The organism is Polynucleobacter sp. MWH-Berg-3C6 (genome assembly GCF_018881855.1).
Classification (GTDB): Bacteria; Pseudomonadota; Gammaproteobacteria; order Burkholderiales; family Burkholderiaceae; genus Polynucleobacter.
In genome coordinates, this window is sequence record NZ_JACVPN010000001.1 from 556863 (window position 1) to 575214 (window position 18352).

Genomic DNA, 18352 nt, shown 5'->3' on the forward strand with positions numbered 1-18352 from the left:
CAGCAGAATTCAAGACCCACTATGCCTAAAAGCTTTTTCATTGCGCTCATGTCCGCATCTTTGGTGTTGATCGTGGGTTGTTCTACGCCCCGCACCAAGCCTGCCAATGTTACGGATCGTTCTGGAGGATCTGTCGCCTATGATCCAGCGCCACCCGGTTACTACAGAGTTAAAAAAGGCGACACTCTAGCGCGTATTGCTTTAGATCATGGTCAAGGACCGCGTGATGTAGCACAGTGGAATAAAGCAGAAAATCCGAACTTCAATCCCAATGTGATTGAGGTAGGCGATTTAATTTTGATTAAGCCGCCAGCAAGTGCTAAAACTGCTAAGCCAGTCGATAAAAAATCTACTACGGGCAGCGATAAAGCAGATGCGCCTTCATCAGCACCAGAGCCCGCTAAGCCAGAAGTCGTAGCGGAACCTGGCATTCGTTTGTCTTGGCCCGCCAAAGGTAAGGTCACTGGCGAATTTAACGAGACCAATAAAGGTATCGACATTGCTGGCAAGGTTGGCGAGCCGGTACTAGCAGCCTCTGATGGCAAAGTGGTTTACGCTGGCAATAGTTTGCGTGGTTACGGTAACTTAGTCATCGTGAAGCACGACAACACCTATCTCACTGCCTATGCGCACAATAGTAAGCTCTTGGTTAAAGAGGGTGATAGCGTGCGCAAGGGTCAAAAGATTGCCGAGATGGGTGATACCGATACTAATGCCCCTAAACTCCATTTTGAATTGCGCGTAAACGGTAAGCCAGTCAATCCAACGCCGTATTTGCAGTAACGGTTCGGCAAGAGCGTATGGCCACCGTTCTCGTATTTGATATTGAAACTATTCCTGATGTAGCTGGAATACGGCGTCTGGAAGATTACCCAGACACCATGAGCGATGCCGAGGTAGCGGCTAAAGCCATGGCTGAGAGAGCGGCTAAAACAGGCAGCGAGTTTCTGCCACTCTTCCTGCAAAAAATTGTGGCTATTTCTTGTGTGATTCGCAGAACAACCAAAGAGGGTGCTCCACAAATTAAGGTAGGCACCTTAGGTACGCCGCAAGATGATGAGAAGGTGTTGATTCAGGCCTTCTTCGATCTGATTGAGAAGTACACACCCCAATTAGTCTCTTGGAACGGTAGCGGCTTTGATCTACCGGTACTTCACTACCGCGCATTAGCTAATCATATTCAGGCGCCACGCTACTGGGAGATGGGTGAGAGCCAAGAGGCCGATAGCCGCGACTTTAAATGGAATAACTACATCAGTCGTTATCACATGCGACATCTCGACATGATGGATCTTTTAGCCAAATTTAATGGCAGAGCCAATGCGCCTCTAGATGGCTTAGCAAAGCTCTGTGGTTTCCCGGGGAAGATGGGTATGGATGGTAGTCAGGTATGGCCTGCATATCAGGACGGCAAGATTGATGAAATTCGTCGCTATTGCGAGACCGATGTTGTGAATACTTATCTCATGTATTGCCGTTTTCAATTGCTACGTGGCGGCTTCTCTCTCGATGAATACAAAGAAGAAATTGACTTTGTAAAAGCCTATTTGGAAAAAGAGGCCAAAGAGCCCAATGGTGGCCAGTGGCAAGAATATCTCCAAGGTTTTGCAGCGGATGCGTAGAGGCGATAAGCCAGTCAATATCGAAGTGACTGAGCCGGTAAGAGTTGAAGCCCTCGATTTAGATGCCCAAGGTATTGCCCGCTTGGCGCCAAACGAAGAAGAGTTGATTCAAGGCCAAAGTGGCAAAGTCATTTTTATTCAGGGCGCATTGCCTACTGAGCTGGTGACTTACACCGTCACCAGTGATAAAGCCCGGTTTAGTAAAGCGAAAGTACGACAGATTTTTAAGCCTGCAGTATTTAGGGCAGAGCCTAAGTGTGCAGCCTTTGGTATTTGTGGTGGTTGCACCATGCAGCACTTAGATATTCGTGCGCAGGTGGCAATGAAGCAGCGCGTCCTCGAAGATGATCTGCGGCATATTGCTAAGACCAAGCCCCAAGAAATTTTGCGACCCATGGGTGGTCCTACCTGGGAATATCGTCACCGCGCACGCTTAAGTGCGGTAAATCGCTCGATTAAAAAAGGCACAGTGCTCATTGGCTTTCATGAAGGTAAAAGTAGTTATGTAGCTGATATGCTGGCATGTGAGATTCTGCCAAAGCATATATCTGATTTATTGCCTGAGCTGCGTAAATTAGTCATGGGCTTATCTATCGTAGATCGTATGCCGCAAATTGAAATTGCAGTAGGTGAGCCAGAGGAACCCTTTTCCGAGGATCCCAAGAAATCAAAACCAGTCACTGCATTGGTCTTTCGTACTCTGAATCCATTAACTACAGATGATGAGCAGCTATTACGCCAATTCGCGGATCGTCATCAGGTCTGGATCTGGCTACAGCCCAAAGGCATTGAAACCGTAGCCCCGTTCTATCCAGAGACCGGCAAGCTTTGTTACCGTCTGCCTGAGTTTGAAATCGAGATGCCATTTAAGCCGGCTGATTTCACGCAAGTGAATCATATGATGAATCGTGCACTAGTGAGTAGGGCGATTCGGTTGTTAGAAGTAAAAAAAACTGATCGTGTATTGGATTTATTTTGCGGACTTGGTAACTTCACATTACCACTTGCTAGAAAAGCAAATGAAGTGTTAGGTATAGAGGGTTTAGAAACCTTGACGACCCGCGCAAAAGAAAATGCAGTACATAATAATTTAGCCAACACGGTCAGCTTCATGAAAAGCGATTTGTTTGAAGTCACCCCAGAAACAATCGCATCTTGGGGTAGGGCAGAGCGCTGGCTCATGGATCCGCCTCGTGAAGGTGCGATGGAAATCTGCAAAGCGCTTGCAGAATTGCATAATCAAAAGAGTGATTTACTTCCGCAACGGATTGTGTACGTCTCCTGCAATCCCAAAACATTAGCTAGGGATGTGGAGATTTTGTGTCATCACGCCGGCTATACGCTCAGTAGTGCTGGCATCGTCAATATGTTCCCCCACACCTCCCATGTGGAATCGATGGCAGTTTTTGATCGTTAAAACTAGCCTAATTCCCTGATTTAGAAACATTTTTTGGTAAAAATCGCGCTAATTTAGTGCATCGCGCATATTTGCGGTGCAAGTGACCCATCGGCCTAAATAATGGAAGGGTAGATTGAAGCTGTGCAGTGCGGTAGGGCTGTGAACAGTTTCATTAACCACTGGGAGTGCGTCATGAGAGCCTCAGATAGTTTCGCGATCATATTGATTTTGATAGCGCTATCTTATGCGGTGAGCATGTTTGTAGCGAACTAAACGTTCACAGACAAAGGCTACGCAATGAAAAAGGCGCCCGCAGGCGCCTTATGAGAACGTCACACTTCAGTTCTTAGTCTCTATTGCCACCAACAATACCTAAGAGTGCAAGTAGGTTGGTAAACACGTTATAGACATCTAAGTAAATTGCTAAAGTAGCCATGATGTAGTTTGTCTCGCCGCCATTGATAACGCGTTGTACGTCAACCAGGATGAAGGCGGAGAAGATTGCAATGGCTAGGACCATCACAGTCAACATCAAAGCAGGTAACTGCAACCAGATATTGGCCAATGAGGCAACGATCAAGAGCAGGACACCAACCATCAGCCATTTGCCCATGCCAGCAAAGTCACTTTTGCTTACAGTAGCAATGGTTGCCATTACGGCAAAGATAGCTGCAGTGCCGCCAAAGGACAGCATGATGAGAGTCGCACCATTGCTATAGCTATTGAGGGTGTAACCAACTAGTCGGGACATCATGATGCCCATGAAGAAGGTGAAGCCCAGCAAGAGCAGTACGCCTAGACCTGTCTCTTTGTTCTTCTCAATTGCCCAGAAGAATCCAAAGGCAACTGCCATGAAGACGATGAAGCCAATGAATGGGCTGCCAGCAAATAGGCTAAAGCCCATTGCAACACCAAGCCAGGCGCCAATCACGGTTGGAACCATTGATAAGGCTAAGAGGGCGTAAGTATTGCGTAATACGCGGTTGCGTACCTGAATAGTGCTAATTGAGCCGGTTTGGCCAAAGCCGTAAGAGTTGAGATCACTCATATTGACTCCTTCTTTCATAGTAATTACACGAGCCCATTGAGGGCTGTTGACACTAAGTATAGACAAAACGCCCCAATTTCAAGCCCCCTAATAAAAGACCTACAAAGTCAGGGCTTATGCCCTGTAAATTCAAGGGCTTAGCCCTACAGACATAGGGGTAAATACGGTCAGGCAATGTATAATTTGGGGGTCGCTGAGGTGGGGTGGCTGTTTAAGCCATTTAGACCCTATTCGGCAAATATCTTTGAATTTACTATTGGAGTCTTGCATGGCAATTGAACGCACCCTTTCTATTATCAAACCTGATGCTGTCGCTAAAAACGTCATCGGCAAAATTTATGACCGTTTTGAATCTGCTGGTTTGAAGATTGTTGCTTCCAGAATGGCGCACCTCTCACAAGGTGAGGCTGAGCAGTTCTATGGCGTTCATAAGGATCGTCCTTTCTTTAAGGATTTGGTGAGCTTTATGATTTCTGGTCCTGTCATGATTCAAGTATTGCAAGGTGAAGGCGCAATTGCTAAGAATCGTGATCTGATGGGTGCTACTGATCCTAAGAAGGCAGAAAAAGGCACCATCCGTGCTGATTTTGCTGACAGCATTGATGCAAATGCTGTTCATGGTTCTGATGCTCCTGAAACAGCTGCTGTGGAAGTTGCTTTCTTCTTCCCTGGTATGAATGTTTTCAATCGCTAATCACTGATTTATCGATTAGCTATTTATTCATAAGTAGGCGCATTGACCTCCCCGCGCGTAAATCTCTTAGATTTTGACGCTGACCAAATGGCAGCGTATGTCGCGGGGTTGAATGAAAAGCCCTTTAGGGCAAAGCAACTCATGCAGTGGATACACCAACGAGGTATATCCGACATCAATGACATGAGTGATTTAGCAAAAAGCTTCAGAGCGACATTGCTAGATAAAGCGGAAGTATTTTCGCTTCCCGTTATTAAAGATGAGCACGCTGCAGACGGTACACGTAAGTGGCTATTGGATGTGGGTGCTGGCAATGCGGTTGAGTCCGTATTTATTCCTGAGGATGATCGGGGTACTTTGTGTATTTCTTCTCAAGCAGGGTGTGCGGTCAATTGTCGTTTTTGCTCTACAGGGCATCAAGGCTTCTCTCGCAATCTCACTTCCGGTGAAATCATTGGGCAACTTTGGTTTGCAGAGCATCTATTGCGCAATGATCCAGAAGCTGTTCGCAGAATTGAAAAATATCCAACCCCAGGTTGGGAGCACACTGGGCGCGTAATTTCTAATGTCGTCATGATGGGAATGGGCGAACCCTTACTCAACTATGACAATGTAGTCTCAGCATTGCGTTTAATGCTAGATGACAGAGCCTATGGTTTATCTCGTCGACGTGTCACAGTGTCTACATCAGGTGTGGTGCCCATGATTGATCGCTTGGCACAAGACTGCCCAGTCGCGCTCGCTGTGTCATTGCATGCACCCAACGATAAATTGCGTGATCAATTAGTACCGCTGAATCAAAAGTATCCATTGCATGAACTACTCGATGCTTGTGAGCGTTATTTGCCATTTGCGCCAAGAGACTTCCTCACTTTTGAATACTGCATGCTCGATGGCGTGAACGATTCCGATATTCAAGCAAAAGAATTGGTACGACTGCTCAAGAATATTAAGTGCAAAATCAACCTGATTCCATTTAATCCATTTCCTGAGTCAGGCCTGAAGCGCTCGCCAGCCCAGCGGGTTCATGCTTTTGCTAGTATCTTATTAGATGCGGGCATGGTAGCAACGGTGCGCAAAACTCGTGGTGATGATATTGCCGCTGCCTGCGGTCAGTTAGCGGGAGATGTTGTGGATCGCACGCGAGTGCGTGAACGTGCGGTACACGATGCAGACATCATTACAGAATCACAAGAGCAGCCAATTGAATGGCTCAAAAAGTTAAATTAAGGATTAGATCCCTATGAGCTCTAATAATTCATCATCAAAACTCCCGCTAGGACCATCCCCCAAGCGCGCAACCCGTCAAGCGACAGTTGCCTGGAAAAGTAACATCATTACCGTGGGCGGCGATGCTCCCGTTCGCGTGCAATCGATGACCAATACCGATACTGCGGATGCGGTAGGTACCGCGATACAGATTAAAGAGCTGGCGCGTGCTGGTTCCGAGATGGTGCGTATTACTGTTAATACATCAGAAGCCGCAGCAGCTGTTCCCTATATTCGTGAGCAACTAGACAAGATGGATATCTTAGTGCCGTTGATTGGCGACTTTCACTACAACGGCCACACTTTATTGAATGATTTCCCTGAGTGCGCTAAAGCGCTCTCGAAGTACCGTATTAATCCTGGTAATGTGGGTAAGGGCGCTAAGCGTGATCCACAGTTTGCGCAAATGATTGAAGCAGCCTGCAAATACGACAAGCCAATCCGCATTGGCGTGAACTGGGGAAGCTTAGATCAAGATCTATTGGCATCCATTATGGATAGCAATGCCGCTTTGGCAGATCCGAAGACTGCACAAGAAGTCATGATTGAGGCCCTGATTCAATCAGCATTACAGTCTGCAGAAAAAGCCGTTGAGCTGGGCATGAACCCTAATCAAATTTTGCTGTCTTGCAAAGTGAGCAATGTGCAAGACTTGGTTGCCGTATATCGTGATCTGTCGAATCGTTCCGACTATCCACTGCACTTAGGTTTGACCGAAGCAGGTATGGGCAGTAAAGGCATTGTGTCTTCTACTGCAGCAATGGGTATTTTGTTGCAAGAAGGTATTGGTGACACGATTCGGGTTTCTTTAACCCCTGATCCAGGCGCTCCTCGTGAGAACGAGGTAATTGTTGCCCAAGAGATTTTGCAAACAATGGGTTTGCGTAATTTCACGCCAATGGTAATTGCGTGCCCGGGTTGCGGCAGAACCACCAGCACGACTTTCCAAGAACTAGCTGCTGATATTCAGTCGTATCTGCGCCAACAAATGCCTATCTGGAAGAAAACCCACCCAGGTGTTGAGAATATGAATGTGGCCGTGATGGGCTGTATCGTAAATGGCCCAGGCGAGAGCAAGCATGCCAATATTGGTATTTCTTTACCAGGGACGGGGGAGACACCGGCAGCCCCGGTATTTGTGGATGGCGTTAAAGTCAAAACATTGCGCGGTGAAAATATTGCACAAGATTTTCAGGTCATCGTGGATGAATACGTGAAGCAGAATTACGCAGCAAAAGCCTAATAGATCTAAATTAGTAAAACAAGAATAAAAATGACTGATCAAACAAGTAAAACCAAAGCCCAGAAAATTAATGGCGTACGTGGCATGAATGATTTGCTGCCCGCTGATGCTGCGCAGTGGGCTCACCTTGATCATGTCCTGCGGGATTTAACTCGTGCTTATGGTTATGAGTTCTTGCGAACACCGATTGTTGAGGCAACTGCAGTATTTCAGCGTGGTATTGGCGAGGTGACCGATATTGTTGAAAAAGAAATGTATTCCTTTGAGGATCGTTTAAATGGCGAACAGCTTACTTTACGCCCCGAAGGTACTGCTGCATTAGTACGTTCTGTAATTGAAAACAATTTGTTATATGAGGGCCCTAAGCGTCTTTGGTACACCGGCCCGATGTTTCGTCATGAGCGTCCACAGCGTGGTCGCTATCGCCAGTTCCACCAGTTTGGTATTGAAGCTTTAGGCTTTGCTGGCCCCGATATCGATGCTGAAATCATTCTTATGGGTCAACGTCTTTGGGATGAGTTGGGGTTAAAAGGTGTTCGCTTGGAGATCAACTCTCTAGGACAGGCCAATGAGCGTGCAGAGCATCGTGCTGCGCTGGTAACTTACTTTGAGAAAAATAAATCACAGTTAGATGAGGACTCTCAGCGTCGCTTGATTAGCAACCCTTTACGTATTTTGGATTCTAAAAATTCAGAGATGCAGGCATTGATTGAAGGCGCACCAAAGTTATTGGATTTCTTGGGTGCAGAATCTCTTGCGCATTTCAATGCAGTACAGGCTTTGCTGAAGGCAAATAATATTCCTTGCAAAATCAATCCACGCCTAGTACGCGGCTTAGATTATTACAACCTCACCGTATTCGAGTGGGTCACAGATGAGTTAGGTGCGCAGGGTACGATTGCTGGCGGCGGTCGTTACGATCCCTTAATTGAGCGTATGGGTGGTAAGGCGGCACCTGCTTGTGGTTGGGCTATGGGCATGGAGCGTGTTTTGGAGCTCATGAAGGTATCTGGATCATTGCCAGAAGCACAGTCTCAATGCGATATCTTTGTATTGCATCAAGGCGGCGAAACTTTAACGGCTGCCATGATCATTGCTGAGCGTCTTCGGAGCGCTGGTATCGATACCATTCTTTTCTGCCCGCCAGATGGCCAATCTGCCAGCTTTAAGTCACAGATGAAGAAAGCGGATGCTAGTGGGGCAGCCTTTGCAGTCATTATTGGCCCAGATGAATTGGCCAAGAATGAGGCTCAGATCAAAGACTTGCGTGCTAGCGGCGAGCAAAAAGCCGTGCCTTTCGATGGGGTACTAGAGGCTGTAATTGATGCCTTGGTAGGCGCCTCCGAATAGAATGAGTCTATTGGTTGTATTTAATAGTAATAAAACCCTTATTAATTAGCTTGGATTCACATGCCTTTAGATCTAGAAGAACAAGAACAGTTAGACCAACTTAAAGCATTTTGGCAAAAGTACCGCAATCTGATTACTGGTGTGCTGACGGCCGTCTTGTTTGCATATGCTGCATATAGCGGTTATGGGTGGTGGCGCAATAACCAAGCTTTGGAGGCTTCCAAGCTTTACGAAACGATGGTGACTGCCATTGCGAAGGGCGATAAGGACCAGACCTTACGTGCCGCGGATGATTTGCAAAAGAATTTTGCTCGCACGCCTTATGCAGCAATGTCGAGTTTGATTGCTGCGCGTATTGTGTCTGATGCTGGTGATACCGCTAAAGCTCTTGATTACTTACGTTGGACGGCTAAAAATGCATCTAATGATGGTTACTTGGCTTTAGCAAAATTACGACTAGTGGCTCAGCTCATTGAGCAGGGTAGTGAAAAAGATTTCGCTGAAGCTGATCAAGTGCTCAAGGAAAGTCCGATTGCTGGCTTTGAAGCGTTGTGGCTAGAGCGTCGCGGCGACTGGTATTTGGCGCAGAAGAAAAATACTGAAGCTAGAAAAAGCTACGAAGATGCATGGAAGAAGTTAGATCAAGCTAAAGAATTCCCAGAAGAGGCGCGTCGCCTCTTGAAGGTGAAGCTCGATGCGGTTGGAGGGGTAGCTAAGTGATGACTCTAGAGATCGGCGCTATGAAACGTCTGGCAAGACTTGCTAGCACTACTATTCTTTTGGGGGTAGTGGTGACAGCGCTGATTGCGTGCTCTGGTAGTTCCCGTGTTCGTAAACCCTCTGAATTGGCGGCAGTAACCAATCAGTTTGATATGCAATCGGTATGGTCAACCAGTGTTGGCTCATCTGAAGGTTTTAACTTTCATCCAGTAGTAGCGGGGGATGCAGTGTATGCAGCCTCACATCGCGGTAACTTGGCTAAGATTGACTTAGCTACTGGCAATAAAGTTTGGGAAGCTTCTGTTCCTGAGCGCTTGTCTATTGGCCCAGGATCTGATGGCCGTACTACGGTTGCTGTAAGTACCCGAGGCACTGTCTACGCCTATGACGATACTGGCAAGCAAATTTGGAAAGTTAGCGTCAGCAGTGAAGTCTTGAGTGAACCTATTGTGGCTGGTGGAGTGGTGATTGTGCGAGCACTCGATAATCGTTTCATTGGCCTCGATGCGCAGACAGGTGTCCGTAAGTGGGTTTATCAGCGCCAACAATCCGCTTTATCGCTTCGCGTTGGTTATGGCATGCTGGCGATTGGTAATGAGGTGATCGTGACCGGCTTTGCTGGCGGACGCTTTGGCATGATTGCAATCGCGAATGGTGGTTTAGTTTGGGAAACCCCCGTGTCATTTCCAAAAGGCTTCTCAGAAATTGAGCGTTTGAATGATGTGACTGCAAAGCCTAGCATGGAGGGCGAGATCATTTGTGCTGTGTCATATCAGGGTCGTATTGGGTGTGGGCAAGCGCGCACTGGTAATCTCTTATGGTTTAAAGATTACTCGAGCTATACCGGCACCTCTCAAAGTACTGAAATGGTTTTCTCGGCCAACGAAAAATCGTATGTCACAGCATTTGCTACCAAAGACGGTACACAAGTTTGGGAGAATACTCAGCTCACATTCCGTGATGTTGGCGAATCCTTAGCGGTTGGTAAAGTTTTACTCATGGGTGATGCACAAGGTTATGTGCATGCACTTGCGCAGGCGAATGGCGAGATGATCGCGCGTATTCGTCACGACAGCAGTCCAATCTCCGCCGCTCCAATTGCAGTTGGCGGGCTCATCTTGATTCAATCTCAAGGTGGAAAAATCGCGGCGTACAGTCCTAAATGAATCCAGTCATTACTATCGTCGGCCGCCCCAACGTTGGGAAGTCGACACTTTTTAATCGTTTAACACGTTCACGCGATGCCTTAGTGGCAGATTTTTCTGGTTTAACGAGAGATCGACATTACGGCAAAGGTCGCATCGGCGAACGCGCATTTATTTGCGTCGACACGGGTGGCTTTGAGCCTGTTGCCAAGACTGGCATCGTTGCTGAGATGGCAAAGCAGACTAAGCAAGCAGTAGCTGAATCTGACATTGTGATCTTCTTGGTAGATGGTCGCCTAGGTATGGCGCCACAAGACCGCGTTATTGCAGACTTCTTGCGCAAGACCGGTCGTCCAATCATTTTGGCAGTAAATAAAACAGAAGGTATGCAAGCTGGTGTTGTGACTGCAGACTTTCATGAGTTAGGTTTAGGTGAGCCATTTCCGATCTCTTCCGCCCATGGTGATGGCGTTCGCGGCTTAATCGATGACGCCCTAGATTCTTTGGGTATTGCTGAACCAGATGAAGAGGAATTAGCAAACGATCCAAATCGCCCGATGAAGATTGCGGTAGTGGGTCGTCCAAACGTTGGTAAATCGACTTTGATTAATAAGTTGATCGGTGAAGAGCGGGTGATTGCATTTGATATGCCCGGCACAACCCGTGATGCGATTGAAGTGCCTTTTGAGCGTAATGGCAAACCTTATGTATTAGTTGATACGGCTGGCTTGCGCCGTCGTGGAAAAGTATTTGAGGCAATTGAAAAGTTTTCAGTTGTTAAAACATTGCAAGCGATTGCAGACTGTAATGTAGTGATCTTGATGCTCGATGCACAGCAAGATATTTCAGAACAAGATGCGCACATCGCAGGCTTTATTGTTGAAGCAGGTCGTGCATTAGTGGTTGCTGTCAATAAATGGGATGGCATTGATTCCTATGTCAAAGAACGTGCACGTTTAGAGATTGCGCAAAAACTACGTTTCTTGGATTTTGCAAACGTACACCCGATCTCTGCGAAAAAAGGTACCGGTCTCAAGGAGTTGTTTAAGGATGTGGATGCCGCCTATGCAGCTGCAATGGCGAAGTTACCAACCCCACGTTTGACTCGCATCTTGCAAGAAGCCATTGAGCATCAACAACCCAAACGTGTTGGTATGGGTCGTCCAAAATTACGTTATGCGCACCAAGGGGGTATGAACCCTCCAATCGTAGTGATTCATGGAACCTCATTAAGCGGCGTAACGGATAGCTATAAGCGTTATCTGGAAGGGCGCTTTAGGGATGTCTTCAAGCTAAGGGGCACTCCTTTAAGGATTCAGATGAATACGGCCAAAAACCCCTATGTGGATGCGGATAAGGGTAAAAAAGGTAAAAAGCGCTGATTTTGCCCTTGATTTTTTTATAATTAAGATCAATATAGAAGGTTCGGTGACAGCAATTTGTGAATGTAGTGTTTAAGTAAAAAAGCAAGACTCCCTAATTACAAAACCAATAAGGAGCAGTATGAACAACAAAATTCAATTACTTCAGGATCCATTTCTCAATGCCCTGCGCAAAGAGCATATTCCTGTATCCATTTATCTCGTCAATGGCATTAAGTTGCAAGGCAATATTGAATCTTTTGATCAATATGTTGTGCTGCTTCGGAACACTGTGACGCAGATGGTTTACAAACATGCAATCTCGACGATCGTTCCTGCTCGTGCGATTGACTTTCGCATAGAAGAAGCTAGCCCTGTATAAAACTGGAGTAGATGCGGCACGCGCTGTTCTTGTTGGTGTTGATACAGGACGCGAAGATTTTGCAGATAGCATGGCCGAACTCAGTCTTTTGGCTGATAGTGCTGGCTCCATACCCACAGCTAGTGTGATTGCCCGCAAAGGTAGAACAGATCCTGCTTTATTTATCGGATCTGGCAAAGCCAATGAGCTTAAGCGCGTTATGGAAGAGCAGAACGCAGAACTGGCAATCTTTAATCACCCACTATCTCCAACCCAGCAGCGCAACCTAGAGCGTCATCTTGATCGTCATGTGATGGATCGCACAGGTTTGATTTTGGATATCTTTAGCCAAAGAGCGCAAAGTCATATTGGTAAGACTCAAGTTGAGTTAGCGCAAGTGCGTTATCGCATGTCTCGCTTGGTGCGCGCCTGGAGTCACTTGGAGCGTCAACGAGGCGGTATTGGTGTGCGTGGCGGTCCAGGTGAAACTCAGATGGAGTTGGATCGCCGGATGCTCGCAACAAAAGCCAAGCGTTTAGAAAATGAACTCGAGAAGCTGCAGCGTCAACAAAGAACCCAGAGAAGGGCGCGCAATCGTAGGGATGTCTTTTCGGTTTCGTTGGTCGGGTATACCAATGCTGGCAAGTCGACTTTATTTAATGCCCTTACAAAAGCAGGGACTTATGCAGCCGACCAACTTTTTGCTACCTTAGACACAACCTCCAGAAAAGTACATTTGGAGGGAGTGGGCTCGATTGTGGTTTCGGATACTGTGGGATTTATTCGAGATTTGCCTCACCAGCTGGTGGAGGCCTTTAGAGCTACTTTGGATGAAACTATCCATGCCGACCTGATTTTGCATGTAATTGATGCCTGTAGCCCGGTTGCCAGGGAGCAAAAGGCCGAAGTTGAGGCGGTTTTGGAGGAAATTGGGGCAGATGAGATTCCCAGGATTGAGGTAATGAACAAGATTGACCAGATGCCCCAAACCTTCACCCGTGGAGCGGTTTTGGAGCGGGATGGCTTAGGCTTTCCGAGCCAGATTTTCCTATCCGCCAGGACGGGCGTGGGCCTTGATTTGCTCCGTTCGGCCCTGGCTGAATGCTCTCAAATGACTGATAGAATAAGGGTCGAGCACAACCGTGCCAAGAAGCAATTGGCCCCGGATGAGTTTTTAGAACCATTACCCGAACGACCAGAAACTTCTGAATTTAATTCGATTCCAAACCGAGGCTATTTTTCTAATGATGCGTAAATTTCTAGGCCTCTTTTCGGTCAATGATCCAGGTTGGGGCAACAGTCACAACAGCGGATCTAAGGATGCCAAAGATGGGCAGGGCAGCGATCAAGCTCCAAAAGTAGAGCCAGATACCAATAAGCCATCTGATACTCCAACAACGAATTCACCTAATAAGCCATCTGGTCCTCCAGATTTGGATGAACTCTGGCGTGATTTCAATGACAGAATTGCTGGCATCTTCGGTGGACAGAAAAAGCCGGGCGCGGGAGCAGGTAAGCCAAGTAACAAACCAAGCAACACGGATATTCCTCCGCCATCACAGCGTGGTGGAGGTGGAAATGGTGGCATGAGTGCGCCAAACTTTAAGTTCACCAATCCTTTTGGTTCCAAAGCTAGCGTCCTCATTAGTGCTGCAGCCGTATTCTTCATTTGGGTTTGCAGTGGCTTTTTTATTATTCAAGAAGGTCAAGCTGGCGTCATCCTGACATTTGGTAAATATGATTACACCGCTAAGCCAGGCATTAACTGGCGTATGCCATGGCCCATTCAGGCAGAAGAAACAGTCAATCTCTCCGGTGTTCGTTCGGTTGAGGTTGGCCGCCCAGTATTAATTAAGGCCACCAATCAAAAAGATTCTTCCATGCTCACGGAAGATGAAAATATCATCGACGTGCGCTTCGCCGTGCAATATCGATTGAAAGATCCAACTGATTACTTATTTAATAATCGTGATCCAGATGCCACAGTAGTTCAAGCTGCTGAAACTGCTGTTCGTGAAATCGTGGCACGTAGCAAGATGGATACCGTGCTTTACGAAGGTCGTGAAAAGATTGGTATTGATTTGGCGAACTCAATCCAAAAAATTCTGGATAGCTATAAGAGCGGTATTTACGTCACGAGTGTGACAGTACAAAATGTTCAACCACCTGAGCAAGTACAAGCTGCGTTTGATGATGCTGTGAAAGCCGGTCAAGACCAAGAGCGTCTCAAGAGTGAAGGTCAGGCCTATGCCAATGACATCATTCCTCGTGCCAAAGGAACTGCTGCTCGCCTGATTCAAGAGGCTGAAGGCTATAAGGCTAGGGTAGTGGCTACTGCAGAAGGTGATGCCACTCGCTTTAAGCAAATTTTGGTTGAGTATTCAAAGGCGCCGCAAGTCACCCGCGATCGCATGTATATCGATAGCATGCGCGAAATGTATAACAACGTGACCAAAATATTGGTGGATACCACCAAGAGTAATAGTCTCCTCTATTTACCGCTCGATAAGATCGTTGCTCAAGTCAGTGCTGAAAGTGCTCAGGCTGCAAGTACTCAAGTAAGTCAATCTGGTGTACCCACTCCAACTGGAAGTGTGACTGTTGGGGGCGCAACCGGCATCAATAATCCAGCGCAATCAACAGGAAGCTCCGCTGACAAACGTGATGGACTTCGCAGTCGCGATCGGGAGTCTAGACAATGAACGCAAATCGCTTAATTGCTGCAGGCATTGCTTTTATTGCCTTGATCTATGTGCTGTCATCCAGCATCTTTATTGTCGATCAACGTAAATTTGCAGTAGTGTTTTCATTTGGTCAGATCGTGCGCGTGATTGAAGAGCCAGGCTTACGCGTGAAGCTGCCAGCGCCATTTGAGAGCGTGCGCTTCTTTGATCGCCGTATTTTGACAATCGATAATCCAGAGGCAGAACGTTTCATTACTGCTGAGAAAAAGAATCTTTTAGTAGATTCTTATGTGAAATGGCGCATTATTGATCCTCGTAAGTTCTTTATCAGCTTTAAGGGTGATGAGCGCTTGGCGCAAGATCGTCTGACACAATTAGTTCGCTCCGCTTTGAACGAAGAGTTCACTAAGCGAACTGTGCGTGAGTTGATTTCAGATCAGCGTGAAGAGGTGATGCAAGGTATTCGTAAAAAAGTGGCTGATGATGCATCTGATATTGGTGTTGAGATCGTGGATGTGCGCCTAAAGCGTGTTGATCTCTTGGCTGAAATTAGTGATTCTGTTTACCGTCGTATGGAAGCTGAGCGTAAGCGTGTGGCAAATGAATTGCGCTCAACCGGCGCTGCTGAGTCGGACAAGATTCGTGCAAACGCAGAACGTCAACGCGATACGATTTTGGCTGAAGCTTATCGTGATGCTCAAAAGATTAAAGGGGCAGGGGATGCCAAGGCAACCGCCTTGTATGCGGAAGCATTTGGTCGTGACGCCCAATTTGCTCAGTTCTATCAGAGCTTAGAGGCTTACCGCAGCTCTTTCAAAGATAAGAAAGACATTATGGTGGTTGAGCCTAATGGCGAGTTCTTTAAGTTCCTGCACAAAAAATAAGAAAGTGAATTCTCCAGATCATGAATCGTTGGTTACTTCCTGAAGATATTGCAGACGTTTTGCCAGCACAAGCTCGCAAGGTGGAGACTTTGCGCCGTGGGATTTTAGATCTTTATGAGTCTTATGGGTATGAGTTAGTTGCCCCTCCTATTTTGGAGTTCTTAGACTCCTTATTGACTGGCACTGGTTCAGACCTCAATCTCCAAACCTTTAAGTTAGTAGATCAAATGTCGGGCCGCACTTTAGGTTTGCGCGCCGACATTACTCCGCAAGTGGCCCGCATTGATGCACACTTATTAAATCGCGCTGGTGTTACCCGTCTTTGTTATGCCGGATCTGTTGCACATGCTCGCACACCAGTAGGTAGCTCTGCTCGCGAAGATCTACAGTTGGGCGCAGAAATTTATGGTTGCGCCACTTGGGAGGCTGATTTTGAGGCAATCACTTTGCTCCTTAAAACCCTTTCTATTGCAGGCTTAGATAAGGTATATCTCGATTTATCACACGCTGGCATCTTGACCGGAATCTTGGCTGACCAGAGCTTAGATAAAGAAGTAATTGAGGCTTTGTATGGTTTATTGCAAAGCAAGGATCGCCCACGTCTGAGTAAGTGGGCTGCCTGCTTACCGGCAAAAACAACCGAAGCGCTGATGGCTTTGACTGAGCTCAATGGTCCTTGCGCCGAAGTATTAGCAAATGCAAAAAAAGTATTGCCCAAACATGCTGCTATCGATCACGCACTGGCAGATCTCGAGCGTTTAGTTGCTGCAGTGAGCTCATCTAGTGGATTAGAGCTCAGTATTGATTTGGCAGATCTTCGTGGTTATCAATATCACAGTGGTGTGATGTTTGCTGCTTATGTAGACAAATTGCCACAACCGATTGCTAGGGGCGGGCGCTACGACCATGTAGGCCAGGCTTTTGGTCGCTCACGTCCCGCTACAGGATTCTCATTAGATCTTTTGACTTTGGCGAATCTTTCGCCGCTAAAGGTGCGTAAGTTAGCGATCGTTGCACCTTGGCTAGAAGACGCTGCTTTGAGTAAAGCTATCTTGGCCTTACGTGATTCTGGCGAAGTAGTCATTCAGGTGATGGCGGGGGAAAAAGTAGATGCCGCCGAATATGAATGTGACCGAGAGCTGGTGAAGCAGGGTAGTTCTTGGGAAGTAAAGAAAAAGTAAGCAGTTAACCTATTTTGTAATTATCTTTTTGGATTTCAATATGTCTTCAAAGCAGCAAACTAAAGGTCGTAACGTAGTTGTCATTGGCACCCAGTGGGGTGATGAAGGCAAAGGTAAAGTAGTCGATTGGTTAACTGACCATGCAAAAGCAGTGGTTCGCTTTCAGGGCGGACACAATGCGGGGCATACCCTCATTATTGGTGACAAGAAAACGATTCTTCGCTTGATCCCGTCTGGAATCATGCATAAGGAAGTGATTTGCTACATCGGTAACGGCGTGGTGTTATCACCTGAGGCGCTTTTTAAAGAAATTAGCGAGCTCGAAGCCGCTGGCTTGAATGTTCAATCTCGCCTGAAAATTTCTGAGGCGACTACTTTGATTCTGCCGTATCACGTTGCAATTGATCATGCGCGTGAGAAAAAACGTGGTGAAGCTAAGATCGGTACAACTGGTCGCGGCATTGGGCCAGCATATGAAGACAAGGTAGCGCGTCGTGCACTGCGCGTACAAGATTTGTTCTATCCGGAGAAGTTTGCTGAGCAGTTGCGTGAGAACTTGGAATATCACAATTTCATGCTTACAAATTATTACGGTGCTGAGCCTGTAAATTACGAAAAGACATTGGCAGAAGCGATGTCTTACGCTGAGCGCATCAAGCCTATGGTGGTAGATGTCTCTAGTGCGCTCTACGCTGCTGAGCAAGCCGGTCAAAATCTCTTGTTTGAAGGTGCGCAGGGAACATTGCTTGACATCGATCACGGTACCTATCCCTATGTCACCTCCAGTAACTGCGTAGCAGGTAATGCTGCTGCTGGATCAGGTGTTGGACCAGATTCTTTGCAGTACATCTTGGGTATTACTAAGGCTTATTGCACCCGTGTTGGTGCTGGGCCATTCCCAAGCGAGCTCTACGATCATGACAATCCAGTAAAGCAAGATCCCGCTGGCATACGTTTGGCTGAAGTTGGTAAAGAGTTTGGTTCTGTAACGGGCCGTCCACGCCGCACTGGTTGGCTAGATGCTGCCGCATTGAAGCGTTCGATTCAGATTAATGGACTGTCTGGTTTGTGCATCACTAAGTTAGATGTACTCGACGGCTTTGAAACGATTCGCTTGTGCGTTGGTTACCACTTGGATGGTAAGAAGCTTGATGTATTGCCACGTGGCGCTGAGTCAGTTGCTCGTTGCGAACCAATTTATGAAGATTTCCCAGGATGGAAGGGCACCACCTTTGGCATTCGGGAGTGGGACAAGCTTCCAATCGAAGCTCAGCACTTTTTACGCCGTATTGAGGAAGTAGCTGGCAAACCCATAGCGATGGTTTCTACAGGCCCAGAACGCGATGAAACTATCTTGTTACAGCACCCATTCCAGGGTTAATGGAAAAATA

At 46.9% G+C, this 18352-nt stretch carries 17 protein-coding genes; 16 read left to right on the top strand and 1 reads right to left on the bottom strand.

Annotation, left to right across the window (positions count from 1 at the left end; all coding sequences use genetic code 11):
- Nucleotides 1–21 precede the first annotated feature (21 nt).
- The 3 genes from ICN13_RS02920 to rlmD are packed head-to-tail and all read left to right on the top strand — an operon-like array spanning nt 22 to nt 3039.
- Nucleotides 22–783 carry a peptidoglycan DD-metalloendopeptidase family protein gene (locus ICN13_RS02920; protein ID WP_255534008.1) on the top strand — a complete coding sequence of 254 codons (762 nt, stop codon included), beginning with the start codon at nt 22–24 and terminating at the stop codon, nt 781–783.
- A 17-nt stretch (nt 784–800) separates the two neighbouring features.
- A complete protein-coding gene (locus ICN13_RS02925) occupies nt 801–1622 on the top strand; it encodes a 3'-5' exonuclease (RefSeq protein ID WP_216138886.1) in 822 nt (273 codons plus the stop codon).
- Nucleotides 1615–3039 (top strand): 23S rRNA (uracil(1939)-C(5))-methyltransferase RlmD, encoded by a 1425-nt coding sequence (gene rlmD / locus ICN13_RS02930; RefSeq protein ID WP_216139275.1) that lies wholly within the window; start codon nt 1615–1617, stop codon nt 3037–3039. Before ICN13_RS02925 ends, rlmD begins: the two co-directional genes overlap by 8 nt.
- Nucleotides 3040–3367: 328 nt before the next feature.
- On the opposite strand, the gene ICN13_RS02935 is transcribed toward rlmD, so the two are convergent.
- A complete protein-coding gene (locus tag ICN13_RS02935) occupies nt 3368–4069 on the bottom strand; it encodes a Bax inhibitor-1 family protein (protein WP_216138887.1) in 702 nt (233 codons plus the stop codon).
- 268 nt (nt 4070–4337) lie between these two features.
- Here ICN13_RS02935 and ndk point away from each other — a divergent pair, with 268 nt between their 5' ends.
- The 13 genes from ndk to ICN13_RS03000 all read left to right on the top strand — a co-directional run bounded on the left by ndk (nt 4338) and on the right by ICN13_RS03000 (nt 18342).
- The gene (gene ndk, locus ICN13_RS02940; protein WP_216138888.1) at nt 4338–4763 is read left to right on the top strand and encodes a nucleoside-diphosphate kinase; all 426 of its coding nucleotides are present in this window, start codon (nt 4338–4340) and stop codon (nt 4761–4763) included.
- A gap of 42 nt (nt 4764–4805) precedes the next feature.
- Nucleotides 4806–5993, top strand: a complete 1188-nt coding sequence (rlmN, locus tag ICN13_RS02945; protein ID WP_216138889.1) for a 23S rRNA (adenine(2503)-C(2))-methyltransferase RlmN — start codon at nt 4806–4808, stop codon at nt 5991–5993.
- Nucleotides 5994–6006: 13 nt separating this feature from the next.
- Nucleotides 6007–7275 (top strand): flavodoxin-dependent (E)-4-hydroxy-3-methylbut-2-enyl-diphosphate synthase, encoded by a 1269-nt coding sequence (gene ispG, locus ICN13_RS02950; RefSeq protein WP_216138890.1) that lies wholly within the window; start codon nt 6007–6009, stop codon nt 7273–7275.
- Nucleotides 7276–7305: 30 nt separating this feature from the next.
- Nucleotides 7306–8625, top strand: a complete 1320-nt coding sequence (gene hisS, locus ICN13_RS02955) for a histidine--tRNA ligase (RefSeq protein WP_216138891.1) — start codon at nt 7306–7308, stop codon at nt 8623–8625.
- Nucleotides 8626–8685: 60 nt separating this feature from the next.
- Nucleotides 8686–9345, top strand: a complete 660-nt coding sequence (locus ICN13_RS02960) for a tetratricopeptide repeat protein (RefSeq protein WP_216138892.1) — start codon at nt 8686–8688, stop codon at nt 9343–9345.
- Complete coding sequence (bamB, locus tag ICN13_RS02965) at nt 9345–10511, top strand: outer membrane protein assembly factor BamB (RefSeq protein WP_216138893.1); 1167 nt, start codon at nt 9345–9347, stop codon at nt 10509–10511. The genes ICN13_RS02960 and bamB overlap by 1 nt, the downstream gene beginning before the upstream one ends.
- Complete coding sequence (gene der / locus ICN13_RS02970) at nt 10508–11872, top strand: ribosome biogenesis GTPase Der (protein WP_216138894.1); 1365 nt, start codon at nt 10508–10510, stop codon at nt 11870–11872. The genes bamB and der overlap by 4 nt, the downstream gene beginning before the upstream one ends.
- A 121-nt stretch (nt 11873–11993) precedes the next feature.
- A complete protein-coding gene (gene hfq, locus ICN13_RS02975) occupies nt 11994–12233 on the top strand; it encodes an RNA chaperone Hfq (protein WP_087909775.1) in 240 nt (79 codons plus the stop codon).
- Nucleotides 12226–13467 (top strand): GTPase HflX, encoded by a 1242-nt coding sequence (hflX, locus tag ICN13_RS02980; protein WP_255534048.1) that lies wholly within the window; start codon nt 12226–12228, stop codon nt 13465–13467. The genes hfq and hflX overlap by 8 nt, the downstream gene beginning before the upstream one ends.
- On the top strand, nt 13460–14914 hold the full coding sequence (gene hflK / locus ICN13_RS02985; RefSeq protein WP_370622939.1) for an FtsH protease activity modulator HflK: 1455 nt from the start codon (nt 13460–13462) through the stop codon (nt 14912–14914). Before hflX ends, hflK begins: the two co-directional genes overlap by 8 nt.
- The gene (gene hflC, locus ICN13_RS02990; protein ID WP_216138897.1) at nt 14911–15780 is read left to right on the top strand and encodes a protease modulator HflC; all 870 of its coding nucleotides are present in this window, start codon (nt 14911–14913) and stop codon (nt 15778–15780) included. Before hflK ends, hflC begins: the two co-directional genes overlap by 4 nt.
- Before the next feature lie 20 nt (nt 15781–15800).
- The gene (locus ICN13_RS02995; RefSeq protein WP_216138898.1) at nt 15801–16961 is read left to right on the top strand and encodes an ATP phosphoribosyltransferase regulatory subunit; all 1161 of its coding nucleotides are present in this window, start codon (nt 15801–15803) and stop codon (nt 16959–16961) included.
- A 40-nt stretch (nt 16962–17001) separates the two neighbouring features.
- A complete protein-coding gene (locus ICN13_RS03000) occupies nt 17002–18342 on the top strand; it encodes an adenylosuccinate synthase (protein WP_216138899.1) in 1341 nt (446 codons plus the stop codon).
- The last annotated feature ends 10 nt before the right edge of the window (nt 18343–18352 follow it).